We start from the raw sequence: 18,787 nt of genomic DNA on the forward strand, positions 1-18,787 counted from the left end.
TCAGGTCCCGATGTGCGCACAATGCCGGGCACCGTCGAACGCGGCGCCCGGCACAGGAAACGTCACTCCTCCGAAGAGGCGCTCTTCGAAGCCGTCGCCTTCGTAGCGGTCGTCTTCTTGGCCGCGGTCTTCTTGGCGGTGGTCGTCTTCTTGGCCGCCGTGGTCTTCTTGGCAGCCGTCTTCTTCGCGGGTGCCTTCTTGGCGGGCGCCTTCTTGGCCGTCTTCTTCGCCGGCCCCTTCGCCCGCTTCTCCGCCAGGAGCTCGTAGCCGCGCTCCGCGGTGATGTCCTCGACGGAGTCCGCCGCCCGCAGCGTCGCGTTCGTCTCGCCGTCGGTGACGTACGCCCCGAAGCGACCGTCCTTGACGACGACCGGCTTCCCGCTGACCGGGTCCTCGCCGAGCTCCTTGAGCGGCGGCTTCGCGGCCGCGCGCCCCCGCTGCTTCGGCTTGGAGTAGATCTCCAGGGCCTCTTCGAGCGTGATGGTGAAGAGCTGGTCCTCGGTGTCGATCGACCGCGAGTCCGTGCCCTTCTTCAGGTACGGGCCGTACCGGCCGTTCTGCGCGGTGATCTCGACGCCCTCGGCGTCGGCGCCGACCACGCGCGGCAGGGACATCAGCTTGAGGGCGTCCTGGAGGGTGACCGTGTCGAGCGACATGGACTTGAAGAGCGAGGCCGTACGCGGCTTGACCGCGTTCTTGCCGGTCTTCGGGGTGCCCTCGGGGAGGATCTCCGTCACGTACGGGCCGTAGCGGCCGTCCTTGGCGACGATCTGGTGGCCGCTCTGCGGGTCCGCGCCCAGTTCGAAGTCGCCGCTCGGCTTGGCGAGCAGCTCCTCCGCGTACTCGACGGTCAGCTCGTCGGGCGCGAGGTCGTCGGGGACGTCCGCGCGCTGGTGGTTCTCGGAGTCGCGCTCGCCGCGCTCGACGTAGGGGCCGTAGCGGCCGACGCGCAGCACGATGTCGTTGCCGACCGGGAAGGACGACACCTCGCGGGCATCGATCGCCCCGAGGTCGGTGACGAGTTCCTTGAGGCCGCCGAGGTGGTCGCCGTCGCCGTTGCCCGCTTCGGCGGCGCCGCCGGAGCCCTCGCCCTCGCCGAAGTAGAAGCGCCGCAGCCACGGCACGGCCTGCGCCTCGCCGCGTGCGATGCGGTCGAGGTCGTCCTCCATCTTGGCGGTGAAGTCGTAGTCGACGAGCCGGCCGAAGTGCTTCTCCAGCAGGTTGACGACGGCGAACGACAGGAAGGAGGGCACGAGTGCCGTCCCCTTCTTGAAGACGTAGCCGCGGTCGAGGATCGTGCCGATGATCGACGCGTACGTCGACGGGCGGCCGATCTCGCGCTCTTCGAGTTCCTTGACCAGCGAGGCCTCGGTGTAGCGGGCCGGGGGCTTGGTGGCGTGTCCGTCGACGGAGATCTCGTCGGCGGAGAGCGCGTCGCCCTCGCTGACCTGCGGAAGCCTGCGCTCGCGGTCGTCCAGCTCGGCGTTCGGGTCGTCGGCGCCCTCGACGTACGCCTTGAGGAAGCCGTGGAAGGTGATGGTCTTGCCGGACGCGCTGAACTCGGCGTCGCGGCCGTCGGCGGCCGTGCCACCGATCTTGACCGTGACGGAGTTGCCGACCGCGTCCTTCATCTGGGAGGCGACGGTCCGCTTCCAGATGAGCTCGTAGAGGCGGAACTGGTCGCCGGTCAGGCCGGTCTCGGCGGGCGTGCGGAAACGATCACCCGACGGGCGGATCGCCTCGTGCGCCTCCTGCGCGTTCTTGACCTTGCCGGCGTACGTGCGGGGCTTGTCCGGCAGATAGTCGCTGCCGTAGAGCTGCGTGACCTGCGCACGGGCGGCCGTGACCGCCGTGTCGGACAGGGTCGTGGAGTCCGTACGCATGTAGGTGATGAAGCCGTTCTCGTACAGCTTCTGGGCCACCTGCATGGTGGCCTTCGCGCCGAAGCCGAGCTTGCGGCTCGCCTCCTGCTGCATCGTCGTCGTACGGAAGGGCGCGTACGGCGAGCGGCGGTAGGGCTTCGACTCGACGGAGCGTACGGAGAACCGCGTGTCCTGGAGGGCGGCGGCCAGCGCGCGGGCGTTGGCCTCGTCCAGGTGGAGGGTGTTCGCGCTGTTGGGCTTCAGCTGGCCGAGCGAGCTGAAGTCACGGCCCTGCGCGATGCGCTTGCCGTCGACCGCGGTGAGGCGGGCGACCAGCTGCGCGGGGTCGGAGGCATCACCGGTGCGGCCGGTGCCGAAGGTGCCGGTCAGGTCCCAGTACTCGGCGGAGCGGAAGGCGATGCGCTCGCGCTCACGCTCGACGACGAGGCGGGTGGCGACCGACTGGACGCGGCCGGCCGACAGGCGCGGCATGACCTTCTTCCACAGGACCGGCGAGACCTCGTAGCCGTAGAGGCGGTCGAGGATGCGGCGGGTCTCCTGGGCGTCGACCATGCGCTTGTTGAGCTCGCGCGGGTTGGCGACGGCGCTGCGGATCGCGTCCTTGGTGATCTCGTGGAAGACCATCCGGTGGACGGGGACCTTGGGCTTCAGGACCTCGAGGAGGTGCCACGCGATGGCTTCGCCCTCGCGGTCCTCATCGGTGGCGAGGAAGAGTTCGTCGGAGTCCTTCAGGAGGTCCTTGAGCTTCTTGACCTGCGCCTTCTTGTCGGCATTGACGACATAGATGGGCTGGAAGTCGTGTTCGACGTCCACGCCGAGGCGGCGCACCTCGCCGGTGTACTTCTCGGGCACCTCCGCGGCGCCGTTGGGGAGGTCGCGGATGTGCCCGACGCTGGCCTCGACTACGTAGCCGGGGCCGAGGTAGCTCTTGATCGTCTTCGCCTTGGCAGGCGACTCGACGATGACGAGTCGGCGGCCGCCCTGTGCGGTCTCGCTGGTCGGGGACAACTTCGCTCTTCTCTCCGGTCGACGCTCGGTGGCAGTGCGCGGTGGCGGTGCCCAGGTGCACTGCTCGCTCGCCCCGCCCGCCGCGGTGCGCGGCGGCGGTGCTCGTGTGCAGTGCGCCGGCAGTGCCCGCATGGCTTGCGTTGCGCTGTCGCTGCGGAGTGTGACGGTACATCCCGCCCCCGTGTCAAACGGGAAAAGCCCGCAACGGCCACTCGAACGGTAACCCGACTACCGCCATTCCTGCCGCCCGGAGTAGCGACCCGCTGTTTCGGCGCCCGGCCCGGCCGGAGGACCGGTGGCACCTGCGCGATCACCGGGAGCGGGGTGTGCGCCGGGCCGGAAGAAGGGCGTACGCCCAGCCGGGGCGCGGCGGCACGGCCAACCGGAAGGGAGGAGTCCGGCGCGTCGCGGGACCCTCGTCACCGCCGGCTCACAGCCGCGTGAAACACCACGCCCCGAGGATCAGCGCACCCGATCCCGCCAGCGTGGCGAGCGTCGCCGATGCGACGGGGTTCACACCCTGGGCGACCGGGGAGCGGTGCGCGACCCGCACGCCCGTCCACAGCAGCAGTCCCGCGCCGAACAGTGCGAACACCGTTCCGGCGAAGATCGCCGGTCCGCTCTCCATGGCCTTGCCTCCCCGTGCCGAGTTCCCCTGCCGGGAGGCTGACACGCACGGGAATCGGGCGGACGAAATCGCGGTGAACGGCGAGCGGACCGCTTGTGCCACGCGGGTCGTACGGGCCGGGGGGGGCGTGGGCAGCCCGGGGCGGGGACGGGGTCGTACGGGACCGGTGGCGCGAGTCGTACAGGACCGGTGGCGAGTCGTACGGGCCCGGTGGCGCGAGTCGTACGGGCAAACGGTGCCCGCACCCACCCGGCGCACCGCACCCCAACACCGCACCCCCGCGCCCCGGCCCGCCCCGCGCCCGGCGCACCCGAAATGCCCGTTGCGGCCGGGATGTTGGCCTGATTCCCTCCCCGCGCGGCGGGGGAGGCGCAGGGCCGCTACGCCCCGACCGGCAGCAGGAAGCCCTGCTGGACGAGGAGCCTGATCTGCGCGGGCGTCCGGTCCCGCAGCAACACCGGGTCCTCCCCGACCAGTTGCGCGATGGCGTCGAGGATCCGCCCGGCGCTCAGCGAGCCGTCGCAGACACCCGCGAACCCGGCGCCCACGGTGTCCACCTTGGTGGCCCGCCGCATCCCTCGGTTCTGGCGCAGCACGACGTGCTCCGGGTCCTCGGCGCCCGGCAGCCCGACCTGCTCCTGCACGACCTCGTCGGCGAGCTTGAAGTGCCCGGTGAGCAGCGCGGCGTCGTCGTGCGTGCGCAGATAGTCCTGCCGCTCGAAGAACTCCCGCACCGTGTCGCCGAGCGGCTGCTCGACGGGGTGCGGCCACTCCTCGACGGTGACGGAGGGCTCGTCGGCACCCGACTTCCTGAGGGCGATCCAGCCGAAGCCGACGGCACGCGTGCCCCGCGCCTCGAACTCGTCCAGCCACGCGTCGTACCGCGCCGCGTACTGCGCGGGGTCCGTGCGGTGGTCCCCCGCGTCGCGCAGCCACAGCTCCGCGTACTGCGTGATGTCCTGCACCTCGCGCTGCACGATCCAGGCGTCGCAGCCGCGGGGCACCCAGGACCGCAGACGGTCCTGCCACTCCTCGCCCGCCACGTGCTGCCAGTTGGCCAGGAAGTGCGCGTACCCCCCTTCGTTCAACCGCTCCCCCGCCTCCTGAACGAGCGACCTGCACAGATCGTCCCCGCCCATCCCGCCGTCCCGGTAGGTGAGCCGGGTGCCCGGAGAGATCACGAAGGGCGGGTTCGAGACGATCAGGTCGTACGTCTCGTCCGCCACCGGCTCGAAGAGCGAGCCCTCGCGCAGGTCGGCCGCGGGGGCCCCGGACAGTGCCAGGGTGAGGCGGGTGAACCGCAGCGCCCTGGGGTTGAGGTCGGTCGCGGTCACGCGCGTGGCGTGCTGCGCGGCGTGCAGGGCCTGGATGCCGGAACCGGTACCGAGGTCGAGGGCGCTCGCGACGGGCATGCGCACGGTGATCCCCGCGAGCGTCGTGGACGCGCCGCCCACGCCCAGGACGACGCCCTCCTCGTGACTGCCGATCCCGCCGGCACCGCCGACCGCGCAGCCCAGGTCGGAGACGATGAACCAGTCCTCGCCGCCCGGCCCGCCGTACGGGCGCACGTCCACGGTCGCCCGCAGCGCGCCGTCCCGCTCGGCCAGCCAGTCGCTCTCCAGGAGGGCGTCGACGGGCAGAACGTCCGCCACGCGCGCGTGCGGCACGGATTCCTGCAACAGGAAGAGGCGTACGAGGGCCGCGAGGGCGTCGTCCCCGCGCGTGGCCCGCAGCGCGGGCACGGTCTCGCTGCGGGCGAGCGCGGCGTACGCGGGCGCCCCGAGCAGCTCGAGCAGCCCGTCGGCGGTGAAGTCGGCTCCGATCAGGGCGGCGCGCAGGGAGACGGCCACATCGGCGCGGTCGGACGAGGGCAGGGGGAGGCTGGCGTTACTCACCTCTCCATTGTGGCCCGCACGGCGCACGGATGCCCCGGCGCGTACCGACGCCCTTGCCGCGCGCCGACGCCCTCGGCGCGTGCCTGGGCACCGAGGGCGTCGACGGCGCAGGACCGGTGAAGGGGCTAGCTCTTGGCGGACGGCGTGGCGGACGCGCTCTTGCAGCTGTCCTGCTTGCCCATCGCCTTGCCGACCTCCCCCTCCTGCAGCTTCTCCAGGGCCTCGTTGCCGCTCTTGCTCAGCTTGTCCAGGTCACCCGCGATGTCCTTGAGACCGTCGGCGAAGTCCGCCTGGTTCTTGGTGTCGAGGCCGTCGACCTGCTTCTTCAGCTCCTCGTACGACTTGGAGATGCCGTTCAGTTCCTTGACGGCGTCGTCCGTCTTCTTCTTCCCGTCGTCGACCGGCGGCGCGCCGGCGCTCTTCACGGCGCTGCCCATCGACTTGTAGGCGTCAGACATGTCCTGGAACGCCTTGGAGTCGGTCTTCTGGACGTCGGCCGGCGAGCTGTTGTCGGAGGTCTGCTTCTGGATCGCGGCGTTGGCGTCCGCGATCTTCTTCGACTCGGGCTGTACGGAGTCACAGACCTTCTTGGCCCAGTCGTCCAGCTTCTTGTTGCCGTCGTCGCTGCATCCTGACAGGGCGAGTACCAGTACCGCACCGCCGGACAGTGCGGCTGCAAGCTTCTTGTTCACCGGATTGGTCCCTTCCATGGCTCTCGGCCCCGGAACTTACACGCCAACTGGGCTACATCCGCATGCCGGGGGCCCGGTACTACCGCTATTGCAGCCATTTGCACCAAGCGGCGTAAGGCTGTGGAGCGCGAGAGAAGGCTCACGGCTCGCCCGCGCACGCCGACGGGCGGACGGCCACTCAGAAAGTGCCGCCCGCCCGCGCGTTGGGCGGAACCCGCCCCGGAGTCACCAGGCCGGGCGTCGGGGCCCTGCTGGCAGGGCTGTCAGGACTTCTCCGGCCGAGCGTCGAGAGCTCGCTACGAGACCACGGCCGGGTCGGCCGGCTTGGCCACCCGCTCCGCGTCGCCGTCGTCCTCGACGGCGATGCCCCTCCTCTTTGAGATGTAGACGGCGCCGATGATGATCGCGATGGAGAGCGCAGCGATCAGCACGCGCATCCCGACGCTGGCGTCGTCCCCGTAGCTGAACTTGATGACCGCGGGCGCGATGAGCAGCGCCACCAGGTTCATCACCTTCAGCAGGGGGTTGATCGCCGGGCCCGCGGTGTCCTTGAACGGGTCGCCGACCGTGTCGCCGATGACGGTCGCGGCATGGGCCTCGCTGCCCTTGCCGCCGTGGTGGCCGTCCTCGACGAGCTTCTTGGCGTTGTCCCAGGCACCACCGGAGTTGGCCAGGAAGACGGCCATGAGCGTGCCCGTGCCGATCGCGCCCGCGAGGAACGAGCCGAGCGCGCCGACGCCGAGCGAGAAGCCGACCGCGATCGGCGTGAGCACGGCGAGCAGACCCGGCGTGGCCAGCTCGCGGAGCGCGTCCTTGGTGCAGATGTCGACGACGCGTCCGTACTCCGGTTCCTCGCTGTAGTCCATGATCCCGGGGTGCTCGCGGAACTGCCGCCGCACCTCGTAGACCACGGCTCCCGCCGACCGCGACACCGCGTTGATCGCGAGCCCCGAGAAGAGGAAGACGACCGCGGCGCCGAGGATGAGGCCCACCAGGTTGTTGGGCTGTGAGATGTCCATCACCAGGTTCATCGGAGCGCCGTCGCCCAGTTTCTCGCCGACGTCCTTGGCCGCTTCCGCGATGGCGTCGCGGTACGACCCGAAGAGCGCCGCCGCCGCGAGGACCGCGGTCGCGATGGCGATGCCCTTGGTGATGGCTTTGGTGGTGTTGCCGACGGCGTCCAGGTCGGTGAGCACCTGCGCGCCCGCGCCCTCGACGTCGCCGGACATCTCGGCGATGCCCTGCGCGTTGTCGGAGACGGGACCGAAGGTGTCCATGGCGACGATGACGCCGACCGTGGTCAGCAGGCCCGTGCCGGCGAGCGCGACGGCGAAGAGGGCGAGCATGATCGACGTACCGCCGAGCAGGAACGCCCCGTACACGCCGAGACCGATCAGCAGCGCGGTGTAGACCGCCGACTCCAGACCGAGCGAGATGCCGGCGAGGACCACGGTGGCCGGGCCGGTGAGCGAGGTCTTGCCGATGTCCCGTACGGGACGCCGGTTGGTCTCGGTGAAGTAGCCGGTGAGCTGCTGGATCAGCGCGGCCATCACGATGCCGATGGCCACGGCGACGAGCGCGAGGATCCGCGGATCGCCGTCGTGGCCCTTGATCGCCGCGTCCGTGACGCCGTCCAGCTCCGTGTACGTGGACGGGAGATAGATGTAGACGGCCGCGGCGACCAGCGCGAGCGAGATGAACGCGGAGATGAAGAATCCCCGGTTGATCGCGCTCATGCCACTGCGGTCGGAGCGCCGGGGCGCCACCGCGAAGATGCCGATCATCGCCGTCACGACGCCGATGGCCGGGACGAGCAGCGGGAAGGCGAGCCCGGAGTCGCCGAACGCCACCTTGCCGAGGATCAGCGCGGCGACGAGCGTCACGGCGTAGGACTCGAAGAGGTCGGCGGCCATACCGGCACAGTCGCCGACGTTGTCGCCCACGTTGTCGGCGATGGTCGCGGCATTGCGCGGATCGTCCTCCGGAATGCCCTGCTCGACCTTGCCGACCAGGTCGGCGCCGACGTCGGCGGCCTTGGTGAAGATGCCGCCGCCGACCCGCATGAACATCGCGATCAGCGCCGCGCCGAGGCCGAAGCCTTCGAGCACCTTCGGCGCGTCGGCCGCGTAGACGAGCACCACACAGGAGGCGCCCAGAAGACCGAGCCCCACCGTGAACATGCCGACGACGCCGCCCGTGCGGAAAGCGATCTTCATGGCCTTGTGCGAGACGGCGGTGAGATCCTTTTCGGGCTCACCCTCGGCCGGAGTGGCTTCTCGGGCAGCGGCCGCCACACGCACATTGCTGCGCACGGCGAGCCACATACCGATATAACCGGTGGTCGCCGAGAACGCCGCTCCGACCAAGAAGAAGATCGATCGTCCGGCGCGCTGATTCCAGTCGTCCGCGGGCAGCAGCATGAGCAGGAAGAACACCACGACGGCGAATACGCCGAGAGTGCGCAACTGCCGGCCCAGATAGGCGTTCGCGCCCACCTGGATCGCCTTCGCGATCTTCTTCATGCTGTCGGTGCCCTCGCCCGCCGCCAGTACCTGGCGTACGAGGACGCCCGCGACGACGAGCGCCGCGAGCGCGACCACCGCGATGACCATCACGATGAGGCGATTGTCATCTGTCAGGACTGCGGCTGCGAAGGTTGAGGGGTGGTCAAACTGATGAGGGGTAGAAAGCCCCGCCATTCGTCCTCCTTGACGCTTGGGCTGAGCTCAAGATGTGGACGGATTGTAGGGAGCGGAACCTGATCAAAACAGAGCACCACAAACGGAATTGACTTGAGATTGCTCCTCAGCAAATGATCGCGATCGACGATTGACCCCGAAAGCAGTAATGCCCCAAAACCGTTGACGCTAGATCGTCGATCTAGGCCAATAAATGATCAGAAAAAGAAAAGCACCTGTTCACAGGCCGTACTCGCCGTGGGGTCAGCGGGGCCCGAGGAGGGCGATCAGAGGGCCCGGGAGGGCGGGCGTCGACCCGGACCGACGCGGGGGCGTGGCGGGGCTCGTACTGGGCGTCTCGGGGCGCCTGAGGGGGCAGGACGGACGTCTGACGGGCGATGCCGTGGTGATGTGCGTGTGATGTGCGCCGTGGTGATGTGCGTGTCCGCGTGCGCAGAGGGCCCGGATGCGGAGCCGTGGGGCCGCGTACGGGCAGGGCGCCGAGTCCAGGAGACGGGCAGGGGGCAGGGGGGCGGAGGAGGGCGGGCTGGAGAGCGCTCGCAGGCCGCGTCAGGGAAGGAGCGTCGCCGGGGTCGCCGGCCAGCTCATGCGGATGAGGCCGCCGGACTCGCCGGACGTGACCTCCACGTCGTCCACGAGACCGCTGATGACCGCGAGGCCCATGTCGTCCTCGCCCTCGGCCTCCGCGTCGTCGCCCACGCCAAGCCGCGTGCCGGGCGCCCGGTCACCGGGCGCCGCACGGGGTGCCTCGTCGCCGACCTCGATGGAGAACTGCTTCTCGTCCTCGATCAGCGCCACCCGCACCGGCGCCGACACACCACTGCTCTGATGCAGGCCCACGGCGCGCGTGCAGGCCTCGCCGACCGCGAGCCTGACCTCGTCGAGAACGGCCTCGTCCACTCCGGCCCTGCGCGCCACCGCGGCCGCCACGAGACGGGCGGTCCTGACGTGCTCGGGCAGCGCGCTGAAGCGGAGCTCAACGGTGGCCATGCATCCCCCTCGACATACGCACGTGCTGTCAGGGGGCCGGGCCGCAGGCCCGGTCCCCTGCTGTACTGCCAGCCCGGGCCCCGGAGGGCCCGGCGGGTCCGACTTCCGCCCGGCCGAAGAATCGGCCGGCACTCAGTCGGTGGCCACGACTCAGTCGGTGGCCGCGACCGCTTCCTCGACCGAGGTGTGAATGGGGAACACCTTGGTCAGGCCGGTGATACGGAAGATCTTGAGAATGCGCTCCTGGTTGCAGACCAGGCGCAGCGAGCCCTCATGGGCACGCACCCGCTTCAGGCCGCCGACCAGTACGCCGAGCCCGGTGGAGTCGAGGAAGTCCACGCCCTCCATGTCGACGACCAGGTGGAAACTGCCGTCGTTCACCAGCTCGACCAACTGCTCGCGCAGCTTGGGCGCGGTATATACATCGATTTCGCCACCGACCTCGACGACCGTACGATCGCCGACGGTACGGGTCGACAGGGACAGGTCCACGGATCCTCCAGCACCTTGCTATCGAGCGGTCATCCCTCGGGACACCTCGGCAGAGCCCCCAGGACGGATCGCCAGCCGCGATGGCATTCAATCACTTACCGGCAGGCGTGCACGACGCCTTGGGACCATTGTCCATCCCGCCAGTGACACACTCGGTGCCGATGGCCAAAATTTCCTCTCCCGGAGGACCCTCTGCGGGAGCCCCGGCACACACGTCCCCGCGGACCGTTCTTGACCGGCTCACCGCGGGGCCGAGCCGTGCATCGCGCGTCACTCATACGGAGCACTTGCCCCCACGTGAGGCCCGGTATGCAGTCTGGCCCGACCGCATCCGGCCCGAGGTCATATCCGCCGTCCAGGGCGCGGGCATCGAGCACCCCTGGGCCCACCAGGCCCAGGCCGCCGAGCACGCCCTGGACGGGGAATCCGTGGTCGTCGCCACCGGCACCGCCTCGGGGAAGTCCCTGGCCTACCTCACCCCCGTCCTCTCCGCCCTCCTCGACGGCTCCGAAGCCCCGAACGGCCGCGGCACCACCGCCCTGTACCTGGCCCCCACCAAGGCCCTGGCCGCCGACCAGCGCCGGGCCGTGCGGGAACTCGCGGCCCCTCTCGGCAACGCGGTGCGGCCCGCCGTGTACGACGGCGACACCCCCTTCGAGGAACGCGAATGGGTCCGGCAGTACGCCAACTACGTGCTGACCAACCCCGACATGCTGCACCGCGGGATCCTTCCCTCCCACCCGCGCTGGTCCTCCTTCCTGCGCGCCCTGCGCTACGTCGTCATCGACGAGTGCCACACCTACCGCGGCGTCTTCGGCTCCCACGTCGCCCAGGTCCTGCGCCGACTGCGCCGCCTCTGCGCCCGCTACGGCTCCGAGCCCGTCTTCCTCCTCGCCTCCGCCACCTCCGCCGACCCCGCCGCCTCCGCGGAGCGCCTCACCGGACTGCCCGTGAAAGAGGTCGCGGACGACGCCTCACCCCGCGGCGACCTCGTCTTCGCCCTCTGGGAGCCTCCTCTCACCGAACTCCACGGCGAGAAGGGCGCCCCGGTCCGCCGCACCGCCACCGCCGAGACCGCCGACCTGCTCACCGACCTGACCGTCCAGGGCGTGCGCTCCGTCGCGTTCGTACGCTCCCGGCGCGGCGCCGAACTGATCTCCGTGATCGCCCAGGAACGCCTCGCCGAGGTCGACCGCTCCCTCCCCCGCCGCGTCGCCGCCTACCGCGGCGGCTACCTCCCCGAGGAGCGCCGCGCCTTGGAGCGCGCCCTGCACTCCGGAGAGCTCCTCGGCCTCGCCGCCACCACCGCCCTCGAACTCGGCGTCGACGTCTCCGGGTTGGACGCCGTCATCATCGCCGGCTACCCGGGCACCCGGGCCTCGCTCTGGCAGCAGGCCGGGCGCGCGGGGCGCTCCGGGCAGGGCGCCCTGGCCGTTCTCGTCGCCCGCGACGATCCGCTGGACACGTATCTCGTCCACCACCCCGAGGCGCTGTTCCAGCAGCCCGTGGAGTCCACGGTCCTCGACCCCGACAACCCGTACGTCCTCGCACCCCATCTCTGCGCCGCCGCCTCGGAACTTCCCCTGGTCGACGAGGACTTCGTCCTCTTCGGGCCCGCCGCCGAGGAGCTGCTCCCCCAGCTGGAGGCCGCGAAGCTGCTGCGCCGCCGGACCAAGGCCTGGCACTGGACCCGCAGGGAGCGGGCCGCCGACCTCACCGACATCCGGGGCGAGGGCGGGAAGCCCGTCCAGATCGTCGAGGAGGGCACGGGACGCCTGCTCGGCACGGTCGACGCGTCCGCCGCGCACACCACCGTCCACGAAGGCGCGGTCCACCTCCACCAAGGACGCACGTACCTCGTCCGGCATCTCGACCTGGACGACTCGGTGGCCCTCGTCGAGGAGGCCGTGCCGCCCTACTCCACGACCGCGCGCGACACCACGGCCATCTCCATCCTGGAGACGGACACGGAGGTCCCCTGGGGGGCCGGGCGGCTCTGCTACGGCTCCGTCGAGGTCACCAATCAAGTCGTCTCCTTCCTGCGCCGCAGACTCATCACCGGCGAAGTGCTCGGCGAGACCAAGCTCGACCTCCCTCCTCGTACGCTCCGTACGCGCGCGGTGTGGTGGACCGTCACCGAGGACCAACTCGACGCCGCCCGCGTCAATCCCGAGATCCTCGGCGGCGCCCTGCACGCCGCGGAGCACGCCTCGATCGGCATGCTTCCGCTCTTCGCCACGTGTGACCGCTGGGACATCGGGGGCGTCTCCGTGCCGCTGCACCCGGACACGCTCCTTCCCACGGTCTTCGTGTACGACGGCCATCCCGGCGGGGCGGGCTTCGCCGAACGGGCCTTCCGCACGGCGCGGGAGTGGCTGACGGCCACACGCCAGGCGATCGCGTCCTGCGAGTGCGAGGCGGGCTGCCCTTCGTGCATCCAGTCCCCCAAGTGCGGCAACGGCAACGATCCGCTGCACAAGCGCGGGGCGGTTCGGCTCCTTTCGGTTTTGCTGAGGGATGCGGAGGGGGTGGCGGGTCAGGGGGCAGGGGTTAGGAGTTAGGGAGCGGTGACTGGCGGGGCGCCTGGGGCGGACTCGCCTGGGGTTCGGCTGTGGGGCGGGGTCGCGGGGGTATGTACGTACTCGCTATCCCTGCGCCGCGCTGCACGAACAAAGACGCCATTGTTTCCTCGGTGCTCCGTGCGCACATACCCCCGCGCCCCCTCCGGCCGGTTGGGCGGGTGCCGGCCGGCTGTTGCTTTAGGGGCGCGGGGAACGGCGCGACAAGCCGCACCACACCCGCACCCGCAAACCGTCGAGGCGTCCGCGGCGAGTGGGCTTTCAGGGGCGCGGGGAACTGCGCGACAAGCCCAACACACCCGCGCCCGCCCACGCAGGGCAGACCCCACCCACCCAGGACCGTCCAAGGCCCAGGGGCCAGGCACCGCGCTACCGCTGAAGCCCAACAGCCGGAGGACCTCCCGGGCCCGCCCGGGACCTGACCGTGGCCGAGAAAGGGCCCGCCGAGGACGACACCGTGACCTCGGAGATCTCCCCCCGCACCACGCACCGCACGATCCGCGCCCCCTGCGCCTCAGCCACCCGCACGGCCCCCGCGCACGCCCCCGTGGAACCCTTCGCCCACCGGTCCGCCGCCGCGAGCGCCGCCAGGTCGGCCGCGCCGCCCGCCCGGTGCCGGGCCACGACGACCTGCGCCATCGTGAGAACCGCGCCGCAGATCACGCCGAGGACCGCCATGCCGACGACCACCCACACGGTGGCGGCCCCGCGATCGCCGCCTGCGCCACGCCACTTGCCTGCCCTCCTCACGCGCCCGCCCCCACCGTCTCTTCCGCCAACGCCACCGCCTCGGTCCGCAGCCGCAGGCCCAGGTGCAGCACCGCCGGTCCCGGCGCGTCCGCCGCCACCTCGACCCGCACCAGCTCTCCTTCGCGCCGTACGGTCACGCTCGCTCCGCGCGGCGCCGCCTGTCGTGCCGCTGCCACGGCCAGGGCATCCGGGTCCTGCCGGGCCGCCGCGCGGGCACCGGCCCGGGCGGCGTCGACGCACTGGATCTGCGCCGATAAGGCAAGGAGGGTCCAGATCAGCGCCATGGTGAACAGCACCAGCGTCGGCAGCACCACCGCCGCCTCCGCTGTCACGAATCCCCTGTCCGAGAGGCGTTGCCGGTACCGGAAGCAGTCGTGCCGCCTCGTCCGCTCCGCCTCAGAACGGAACATCGAGCGCCTTCTCCACGAGCGCCTGCAGAGCCGCCCTGACCTGGCCGCTCGTCACCACCTTGTAGAGCAGCCCGGCAAAGCCCACCGCCGCGATCAGCCCCATCGCGTACTCGGACGTCACCATCCCCGCGTCCTCGCCGACCGCGCGGCCCGCCCGACTCCTCAGTCCGTCAAGTCGGGTCCGGCCCCACTGACCCCAGACGTATCCCGTCGATCGGCCTCGCATCATCTGCCCCCGCATTTCAATCCCCTTGTTCACTCGGTTTGTTCACTCGGTCAGTTGTCAGACTTGATTGATTGATCTCGGTCGTTGAATCTCAGGTGTCGGACGTCGGGTGGCGGTGTCGGACGTCAGGTAGCGGACGTCAGGTGGCGGTCACCGTCGTCGGCCGGGCGCCTGTCCCCTGCCGGTCTGCACGAGTCGTGGTCGGGGTCGCTGCCCCCTCTCAGCCCTTGCTCAACAAGCCCTCCGCCAGACCGATCACCACCGGCAGCACTCCGACCGCCACGAACGCCGGCAGGAAGCACAGACCCACGGGTGCCGTCATCAGGACCGCGGCCCTGCGCGCCCCGGCCGTCGCCACCCGGCCCCGCTCCGCCCTGGCGTCCGCGGCCAGGCGTGCCACCGGGGCCGCGGCGGGTGCCCCGGACTCGCCCGCCCGCTCCAGAAGCCGGGCCAGTGGAGCGGCGCCGGGTATGGCGCCCAATTGCCGCCAGGAGTCGACTGGTTCGCCGCCCAGCCGCACCTCCGCCGCTCCGCGCGCCAGCCGAGTGCCCACGGGGCCCTGCAGGGATTCACCGACCGCGTGGGCCGCCGCCACCGGGCTCGCCCCTGCGGCTACGCAGGCCGCCAGAAGGTCCGCTGCCAGGGGGAGTTGTATGGACGTCCGTGTCGCCTCTCGCCGTTCGTCCGGGGTGCGCGAGGCTGCTTCTGTGCGCCGCCTCCGGCGTCGGACTCCGTAGCCGACCGCCGCTCCGGCCAGCAGGCCGGGGACTCCGCCCACCAGCGCGTGGACCGCGCTCGCCGTGCCTGCCACCAGCAGCCATTCCCGTGCTCCGCCCCAGCGACTCCACCATGGCGTCCGGCAGCGCGCGGGGGGTTCTGCCACGTCCAGCGTCTTCTTCGCTCGTCGCCGCAGGGCCCTCTCGCGTCGCGCCGCCAGCAGTGTCAGCGCCAGCCAGAGCACCGCCGCGATGTCCCACACGGCCACCCCCAGCCTGTGGACAACGTTCATCGGCCCTCCGCTCCCCGTACGATCCGCAGCGCCCACCAGGCGCCGACGGCCTCCAGTACTCCGCCGGCCGCCAGGCATCCGAGCCCCGGCCCTGTGTGAAGCAGCACCCGCAGCGGGTCCGCTCCCAGGGCGGAGCCCATCAGCAGGCCCAGTACCGGTAGCCCGGCGAGCATCACCGCGGTCGAGCGCGCGCCCGCCAACTGGGCACGGAGGTCGGCTCGCTGATCGCGCTCCGAGCGCAGGGCGGCCTCCAGGCGTTCCAGCCCCGCGGCGAGTCCCGCGCCGCGGTCCACCGCCACCCGCCAGCACGCCGCGAGCCCCAGGAGTCCTTCGGCGCCGGGCTCGCGAGCCGCCTCGCGCAGCGTCCCCGGCACATCGCCACCGAACCGCGCCGCCGCCAGCACCGCGCTGCGGGCCGAGGCGTCCCCGGCGCCCCGGTCCCGCGCGTCGGCGGAGTCGTCGAGGGCCAGTCGTAGCGCCTCTCCGGGCTGTCGTCCCGCCCGCACCTCACCCGCGAGCTCACCGCAGAGCGCGATCACCGCGTCGCCGCGCCGATCTCGGGCTCGGCGCGCGTCCCTGGCCCGCCGTACGCGCGCCGCCATCGGGACCCCGGCCGCGCCCATGACCAGGGGCAACACGGACTCCCCCAGCAGCGCGACCGCCGCCCCCGCGGCCAGGCACCACCATTCGTGGCGCAAGCGGCCTCGGGCGGCCTCCACCGTCCGGTGCCAGGCGGGGGCCAAGGGCGGTGCGGTGTCGGCGAACAGCACTCGCATGCGGTGGGATTGCGTGTTCCTCCGGCCCAGCAGGCCGGCCGCGCTTGCCGCGCACAGGGCCGCTGCCCATGTCGATGTCGATGGGGTCATTCGGCATCGCTCCAAGCGCCCTCCGCGAGGAGTGAGTTCAGTCGTGGCCAGCCCTGCTCCCGGGCGAAGGCCGCCTTGTCCCACCGCAGCGCCGGGACCGTCACCACCAGGCCGGAGGCCGCCCGCTCCAGGACGTGCACCTCGGCGATCCGACGGCGGCCCGCCCTGTCCCGTACGAGATGGATCACTACCGACAAGGCGGCGGCCAACTGGCTGTGCAGGGCTGCCCGATCGAGCCCCGCCGCTGTCCCCAGCGCCTCCAGGCGCGCGGGGACGTCGCCCGCGGCGTTGGCGTGGACCGTGCCGCAGCCGCCCTCGTGCCCGGTGTTCAGCGCGGCCAGCAGGTGCACCACCTCGGCGCCCCGCACCTCGCCGACGACCAGCCGGTCGGGGCGCATGCGCAGTGCCTGTCGCACCAGGTCGTCCAGGCCGACGAGGCCTGCTCCTTCCTGGTTGGCGGGTCGGGACTCCAGGCGCACCACGTGTGGGTGCTCGGGCCTCAACTCCGCGGAGTCCTCGGCCAGTACGATCCGCTCCTTGGGGCCGACCAGGCCCAGCAGTGCGCTCAGGAGTGTCGTCTTGCCGCTGCCGGTACCTCCGCTGATCAGGAAGGACAGCCGGGCGTCGAGCAGGGCGCGCAGGAAGCGGTCGCCGCCGGGCGGGAGCGTCCCCTCGGCGACCAGTTCCCCGAGGGTGAAGGCCCGGGGCCGTACGACCCGCAGGGAGAGACAGGCCGAGCCCACGGCGACCGGTGGCAGCACCGCGTGCAGTCGGGTGCCGTCCGGGAGGCGGGCGTCCACCCAGGGCCTGGCGTCGTCCAGGCGTCGCCCGGCCACGGCCGCGAGGCGCTGTGCGAGCCGCCGCACCGCCGCCGCGTCCCGGAACGTGATCCCTGTGAGCTCCAGGCCGCCGCCCCGGTCCACCCACACCCGGTCGGGCGCGGAGACCAGCACGTCGGTCACCGAGGCGTCCGCGAGCAGCGGCTCCAAGGGGCCCGCTCCGACCAGCTCGGAGCGCAACTGTTCGGCGGCGCCGAGGATTTCGGTGTCTCCGAGCACCCTGCCCTGGGCCCGCAGGGCTTCGGCGACCCGGGCCGGGGTCGGCTCCGTGCCGTTCTCCGCGAGCCACTGCCGGACCCCGTCCAGCATCCGCGTCCCGACCACCGCGCTCATGCGCCGCCTCCCCCGGCGTCGACCGGCACCCGGTCCCAGAAAGCCGCGCAGAACCGTGCCAGCGGTCCGCGCGCGGCGCCTCCGGGCGGCGTCCCCGCGGCCTGTGCCGACGACAGGCCGGGCTCCCAGGGCACCTCGCCGACCAGCGGCATCCCGAGCAGACGCGCGACCTCCTCGGAGTCGAGCCCGTCGGATCCCGCGAGCCCCGCACCCTGCGCGACCACCACCCGCAGATCCCGCAGCGCCATGCCCGCGGCGGACGCCACCCGTCGCGCGCCCGCCACCGCGCGCAGCTCCGCGGGCACGACAAGGAGTCCCAGATCGACCTGTGCCAGTGCCTCGGCGACCGTCTCGTCCACCCGGCGGGGCAGGTCCACGACCACCACTCCGCCGCGCCTGCGGGCCGCCGAGACGACCGCCCGCGCGGCCTCGGGCGCGACCGTGACCGCGTCGCCCCGGTCCCAGCTCAGGACCCGCAGGGCGTGGAGCTCCGGCAGGGACTCCGCCAGCGCGCCTCCGCCGAGCCTGCCCCGCGATGTGGCGAAGGCCGGCCAGCGGAGCCCCTCGGCGCTCTCGCCGCCCAGGAGCACGTCCAGGCCGCCGCCCAGCGGGTCCGCGTCGACGAGCATCGTGCGCCGGCCGGCCCTGGCCGCCGTGACCGCGAGGGCGCAGGCCAGGGTCGAGGCCCCGGCGCCGCCCCGGCCGCCGATGACGCCGACGGTGAGCGCGGGCCTCCCCACGCCTTCGGCGACGTCGGCGATGCGGTCCACGAGCCACTGCTCGCCGTCGGGCAGGAGCAGCACATGGTCGGCGCCGATCTCCACCGCCCGGCGCCAGACACCGGAATCGTCCTGATCCCGCCCAACCAGCACGACCCCGCGGCGTCGCACCGCCCCGCGCAGGCGGTCCGCCGCGTCGTCCCCGACCAGGACAAGCGGAGCCGATTCCCAGCCCTCCCTGCGCCCGGGCCCGCCGTGGTGCACCTCGGGCAGCGCGCCCGCCGCGGCGCACAGCCGCAGCAGGTCGTCCAGCAGCTCCACGTCCTCCGTGACGATCAGCGGTCCGCCCTGCCGCCCGGCGGTCGGCGCGGCCCTGTCCCGTGAAATGACTCCACCCACGATCTCCATCCCCCTCTCACACAACACGTCTGTGAATGCCGCGCTCCGCATCGCCGAAGAACCGGACAAAGCAATCCGGCCATGAACTTCGCGAGCGGAACGAGCGGAATCAGCGTGCGGGGCTGCGGGAAATCGTGTGGATCTTGGTCAATAACTGTGGACAAGGCGATGCCTGTGAATATCCCCATCACCCATACCGGTGACATCGCGCCGCCTTCGCGACGGCTTCCACAGAGCAGCCTCTCGGCTACACACAGTGACGGATCTTGCGCGGCTCAAATGAGCACAGAGTCGGCGCGGAGAGCGGCTCGAGGGCCGAACGAGGATCAACGGAGGGTTCAAAAACCCATCCGGACATGCGACGACCCCC

15 protein-coding genes are annotated in these 18,787 nt (G+C 71.7%); 1 reads left to right on the forward strand and 14 read right to left on the reverse strand.

Translation table 11 applies throughout. The features are described 5' to 3' along the window. Window positions 1-62 precede the first annotated feature (62 nt). The 7 genes from topA to bldG form a co-directional block, all read right to left on the reverse strand. On the reverse strand, window positions 63-2,891 hold the full coding sequence (topA, locus tag ACZ592_RS09040; protein ID WP_471580857.1) for a type I DNA topoisomerase: 2,829 nt from the start codon (window positions 2,889-2,891) through the stop codon (window positions 63-65). 430 nt (window positions 2,892-3,321) lie between these two features. After that, on the reverse strand, window positions 3,322-3,519 hold the full coding sequence (locus tag ACZ592_RS09045) for a hypothetical protein (protein WP_471580858.1): 198 nt from the start codon (window positions 3,517-3,519) through the stop codon (window positions 3,322-3,324). 380 nt (window positions 3,520-3,899) lie between these two features. Next, window positions 3,900-5,414, reverse strand: a complete 1,515-nt coding sequence (locus ACZ592_RS09050; protein WP_471580859.1) for a DUF7059 domain-containing protein — start codon at window positions 5,412-5,414, stop codon at window positions 3,900-3,902. Between the two features lie 125 nt (window positions 5,415-5,539). Next, window positions 5,540-6,124: a small secreted protein gene (locus ACZ592_RS09055; protein WP_471580860.1), complete on the reverse strand. Its 585-nt coding sequence runs from the start codon at window positions 6,122-6,124 to the stop codon at window positions 5,540-5,542. 278 nt (window positions 6,125-6,402) lie between these two features. Further along, entirely contained in the window at window positions 6,403-8,805 is a 2,403-nt protein-coding gene (locus ACZ592_RS09060; protein ID WP_471580861.1) for a sodium-translocating pyrophosphatase, read from the reverse strand. 549 nt (window positions 8,806-9,354) lie between these two features. Next, the gene (locus ACZ592_RS09065) at window positions 9,355-9,795 is read right to left on the reverse strand and encodes an ATP-binding protein (RefSeq protein WP_471580862.1); all 441 of its coding nucleotides are present in this window, start codon (window positions 9,793-9,795) and stop codon (window positions 9,355-9,357) included. A gap of 150 nt (window positions 9,796-9,945) precedes the next feature. Continuing rightward, the gene (gene bldG / locus ACZ592_RS09070) at window positions 9,946-10,287 is read right to left on the reverse strand and encodes an anti-sigma factor antagonist BldG (protein ID WP_003975386.1); all 342 of its coding nucleotides are present in this window, start codon (window positions 10,285-10,287) and stop codon (window positions 9,946-9,948) included. 80 nt (window positions 10,288-10,367) lie between these two features. Between bldG and ACZ592_RS09075 the strand changes: the two genes are divergently transcribed. After that, window positions 10,368-12,848 carry a DEAD/DEAH box helicase gene (locus ACZ592_RS09075; RefSeq protein WP_471580863.1) on the forward strand — a complete coding sequence of 827 codons (2,481 nt, stop codon included), beginning with the start codon at window positions 10,368-10,370 and terminating at the stop codon, window positions 12,846-12,848. A 387-nt stretch (window positions 12,849-13,235) separates the two neighbouring features. On the opposite strand, the gene ACZ592_RS09080 is transcribed toward ACZ592_RS09075, so the two are convergent. The 7 genes from ACZ592_RS09080 to ssd form a co-directional block, all read right to left on the reverse strand. Further along, complete coding sequence (locus tag ACZ592_RS09080) at window positions 13,236-13,616, reverse strand: Rv3654c family TadE-like protein (RefSeq protein ID WP_471580864.1); 381 nt, start codon at window positions 13,614-13,616, stop codon at window positions 13,236-13,238. After that, a complete protein-coding gene (locus tag ACZ592_RS09085) occupies window positions 13,613-14,026 on the reverse strand; it encodes a TadE family type IV pilus minor pilin (protein WP_471580865.1) in 414 nt (137 codons plus the stop codon). Before ACZ592_RS09085 ends, ACZ592_RS09080 begins: the two co-directional genes overlap by 4 nt. Further along, window positions 14,013-14,150 (reverse strand): DUF4244 domain-containing protein, encoded by a 138-nt coding sequence (locus ACZ592_RS09090; protein ID WP_471580866.1) that lies wholly within the window; start codon window positions 14,148-14,150, stop codon window positions 14,013-14,015. Before ACZ592_RS09090 ends, ACZ592_RS09085 begins: the two co-directional genes overlap by 14 nt. Before the next feature lie 322 nt (window positions 14,151-14,472). Next, entirely contained in the window at window positions 14,473-15,261 is a 789-nt protein-coding gene (locus tag ACZ592_RS09095; protein WP_471580867.1) for a type II secretion system F family protein, read from the reverse strand. Further along, window positions 15,258-16,127 (reverse strand): type II secretion system F family protein, encoded by an 870-nt coding sequence (locus tag ACZ592_RS09100; protein ID WP_471580868.1) that lies wholly within the window; start codon window positions 16,125-16,127, stop codon window positions 15,258-15,260. Before ACZ592_RS09100 ends, ACZ592_RS09095 begins: the two co-directional genes overlap by 4 nt. After that, complete coding sequence (locus tag ACZ592_RS09105; RefSeq protein WP_471580869.1) at window positions 16,124-17,299, reverse strand: TadA family conjugal transfer-associated ATPase; 1,176 nt, start codon at window positions 17,297-17,299, stop codon at window positions 16,124-16,126. Before ACZ592_RS09105 ends, ACZ592_RS09100 begins: the two co-directional genes overlap by 4 nt. Beyond that, complete coding sequence (gene ssd / locus ACZ592_RS09110; RefSeq protein WP_471580870.1) at window positions 17,296-18,426, reverse strand: septum site-determining protein Ssd; 1,131 nt, start codon at window positions 18,424-18,426, stop codon at window positions 17,296-17,298. The genes ACZ592_RS09105 and ssd overlap by 4 nt, the downstream gene beginning before the upstream one ends. Window positions 18,427-18,787 lie beyond the last annotated feature (361 nt).

Source organism: Streptomyces sp. NPDC040622 (assembly GCF_055593965.1).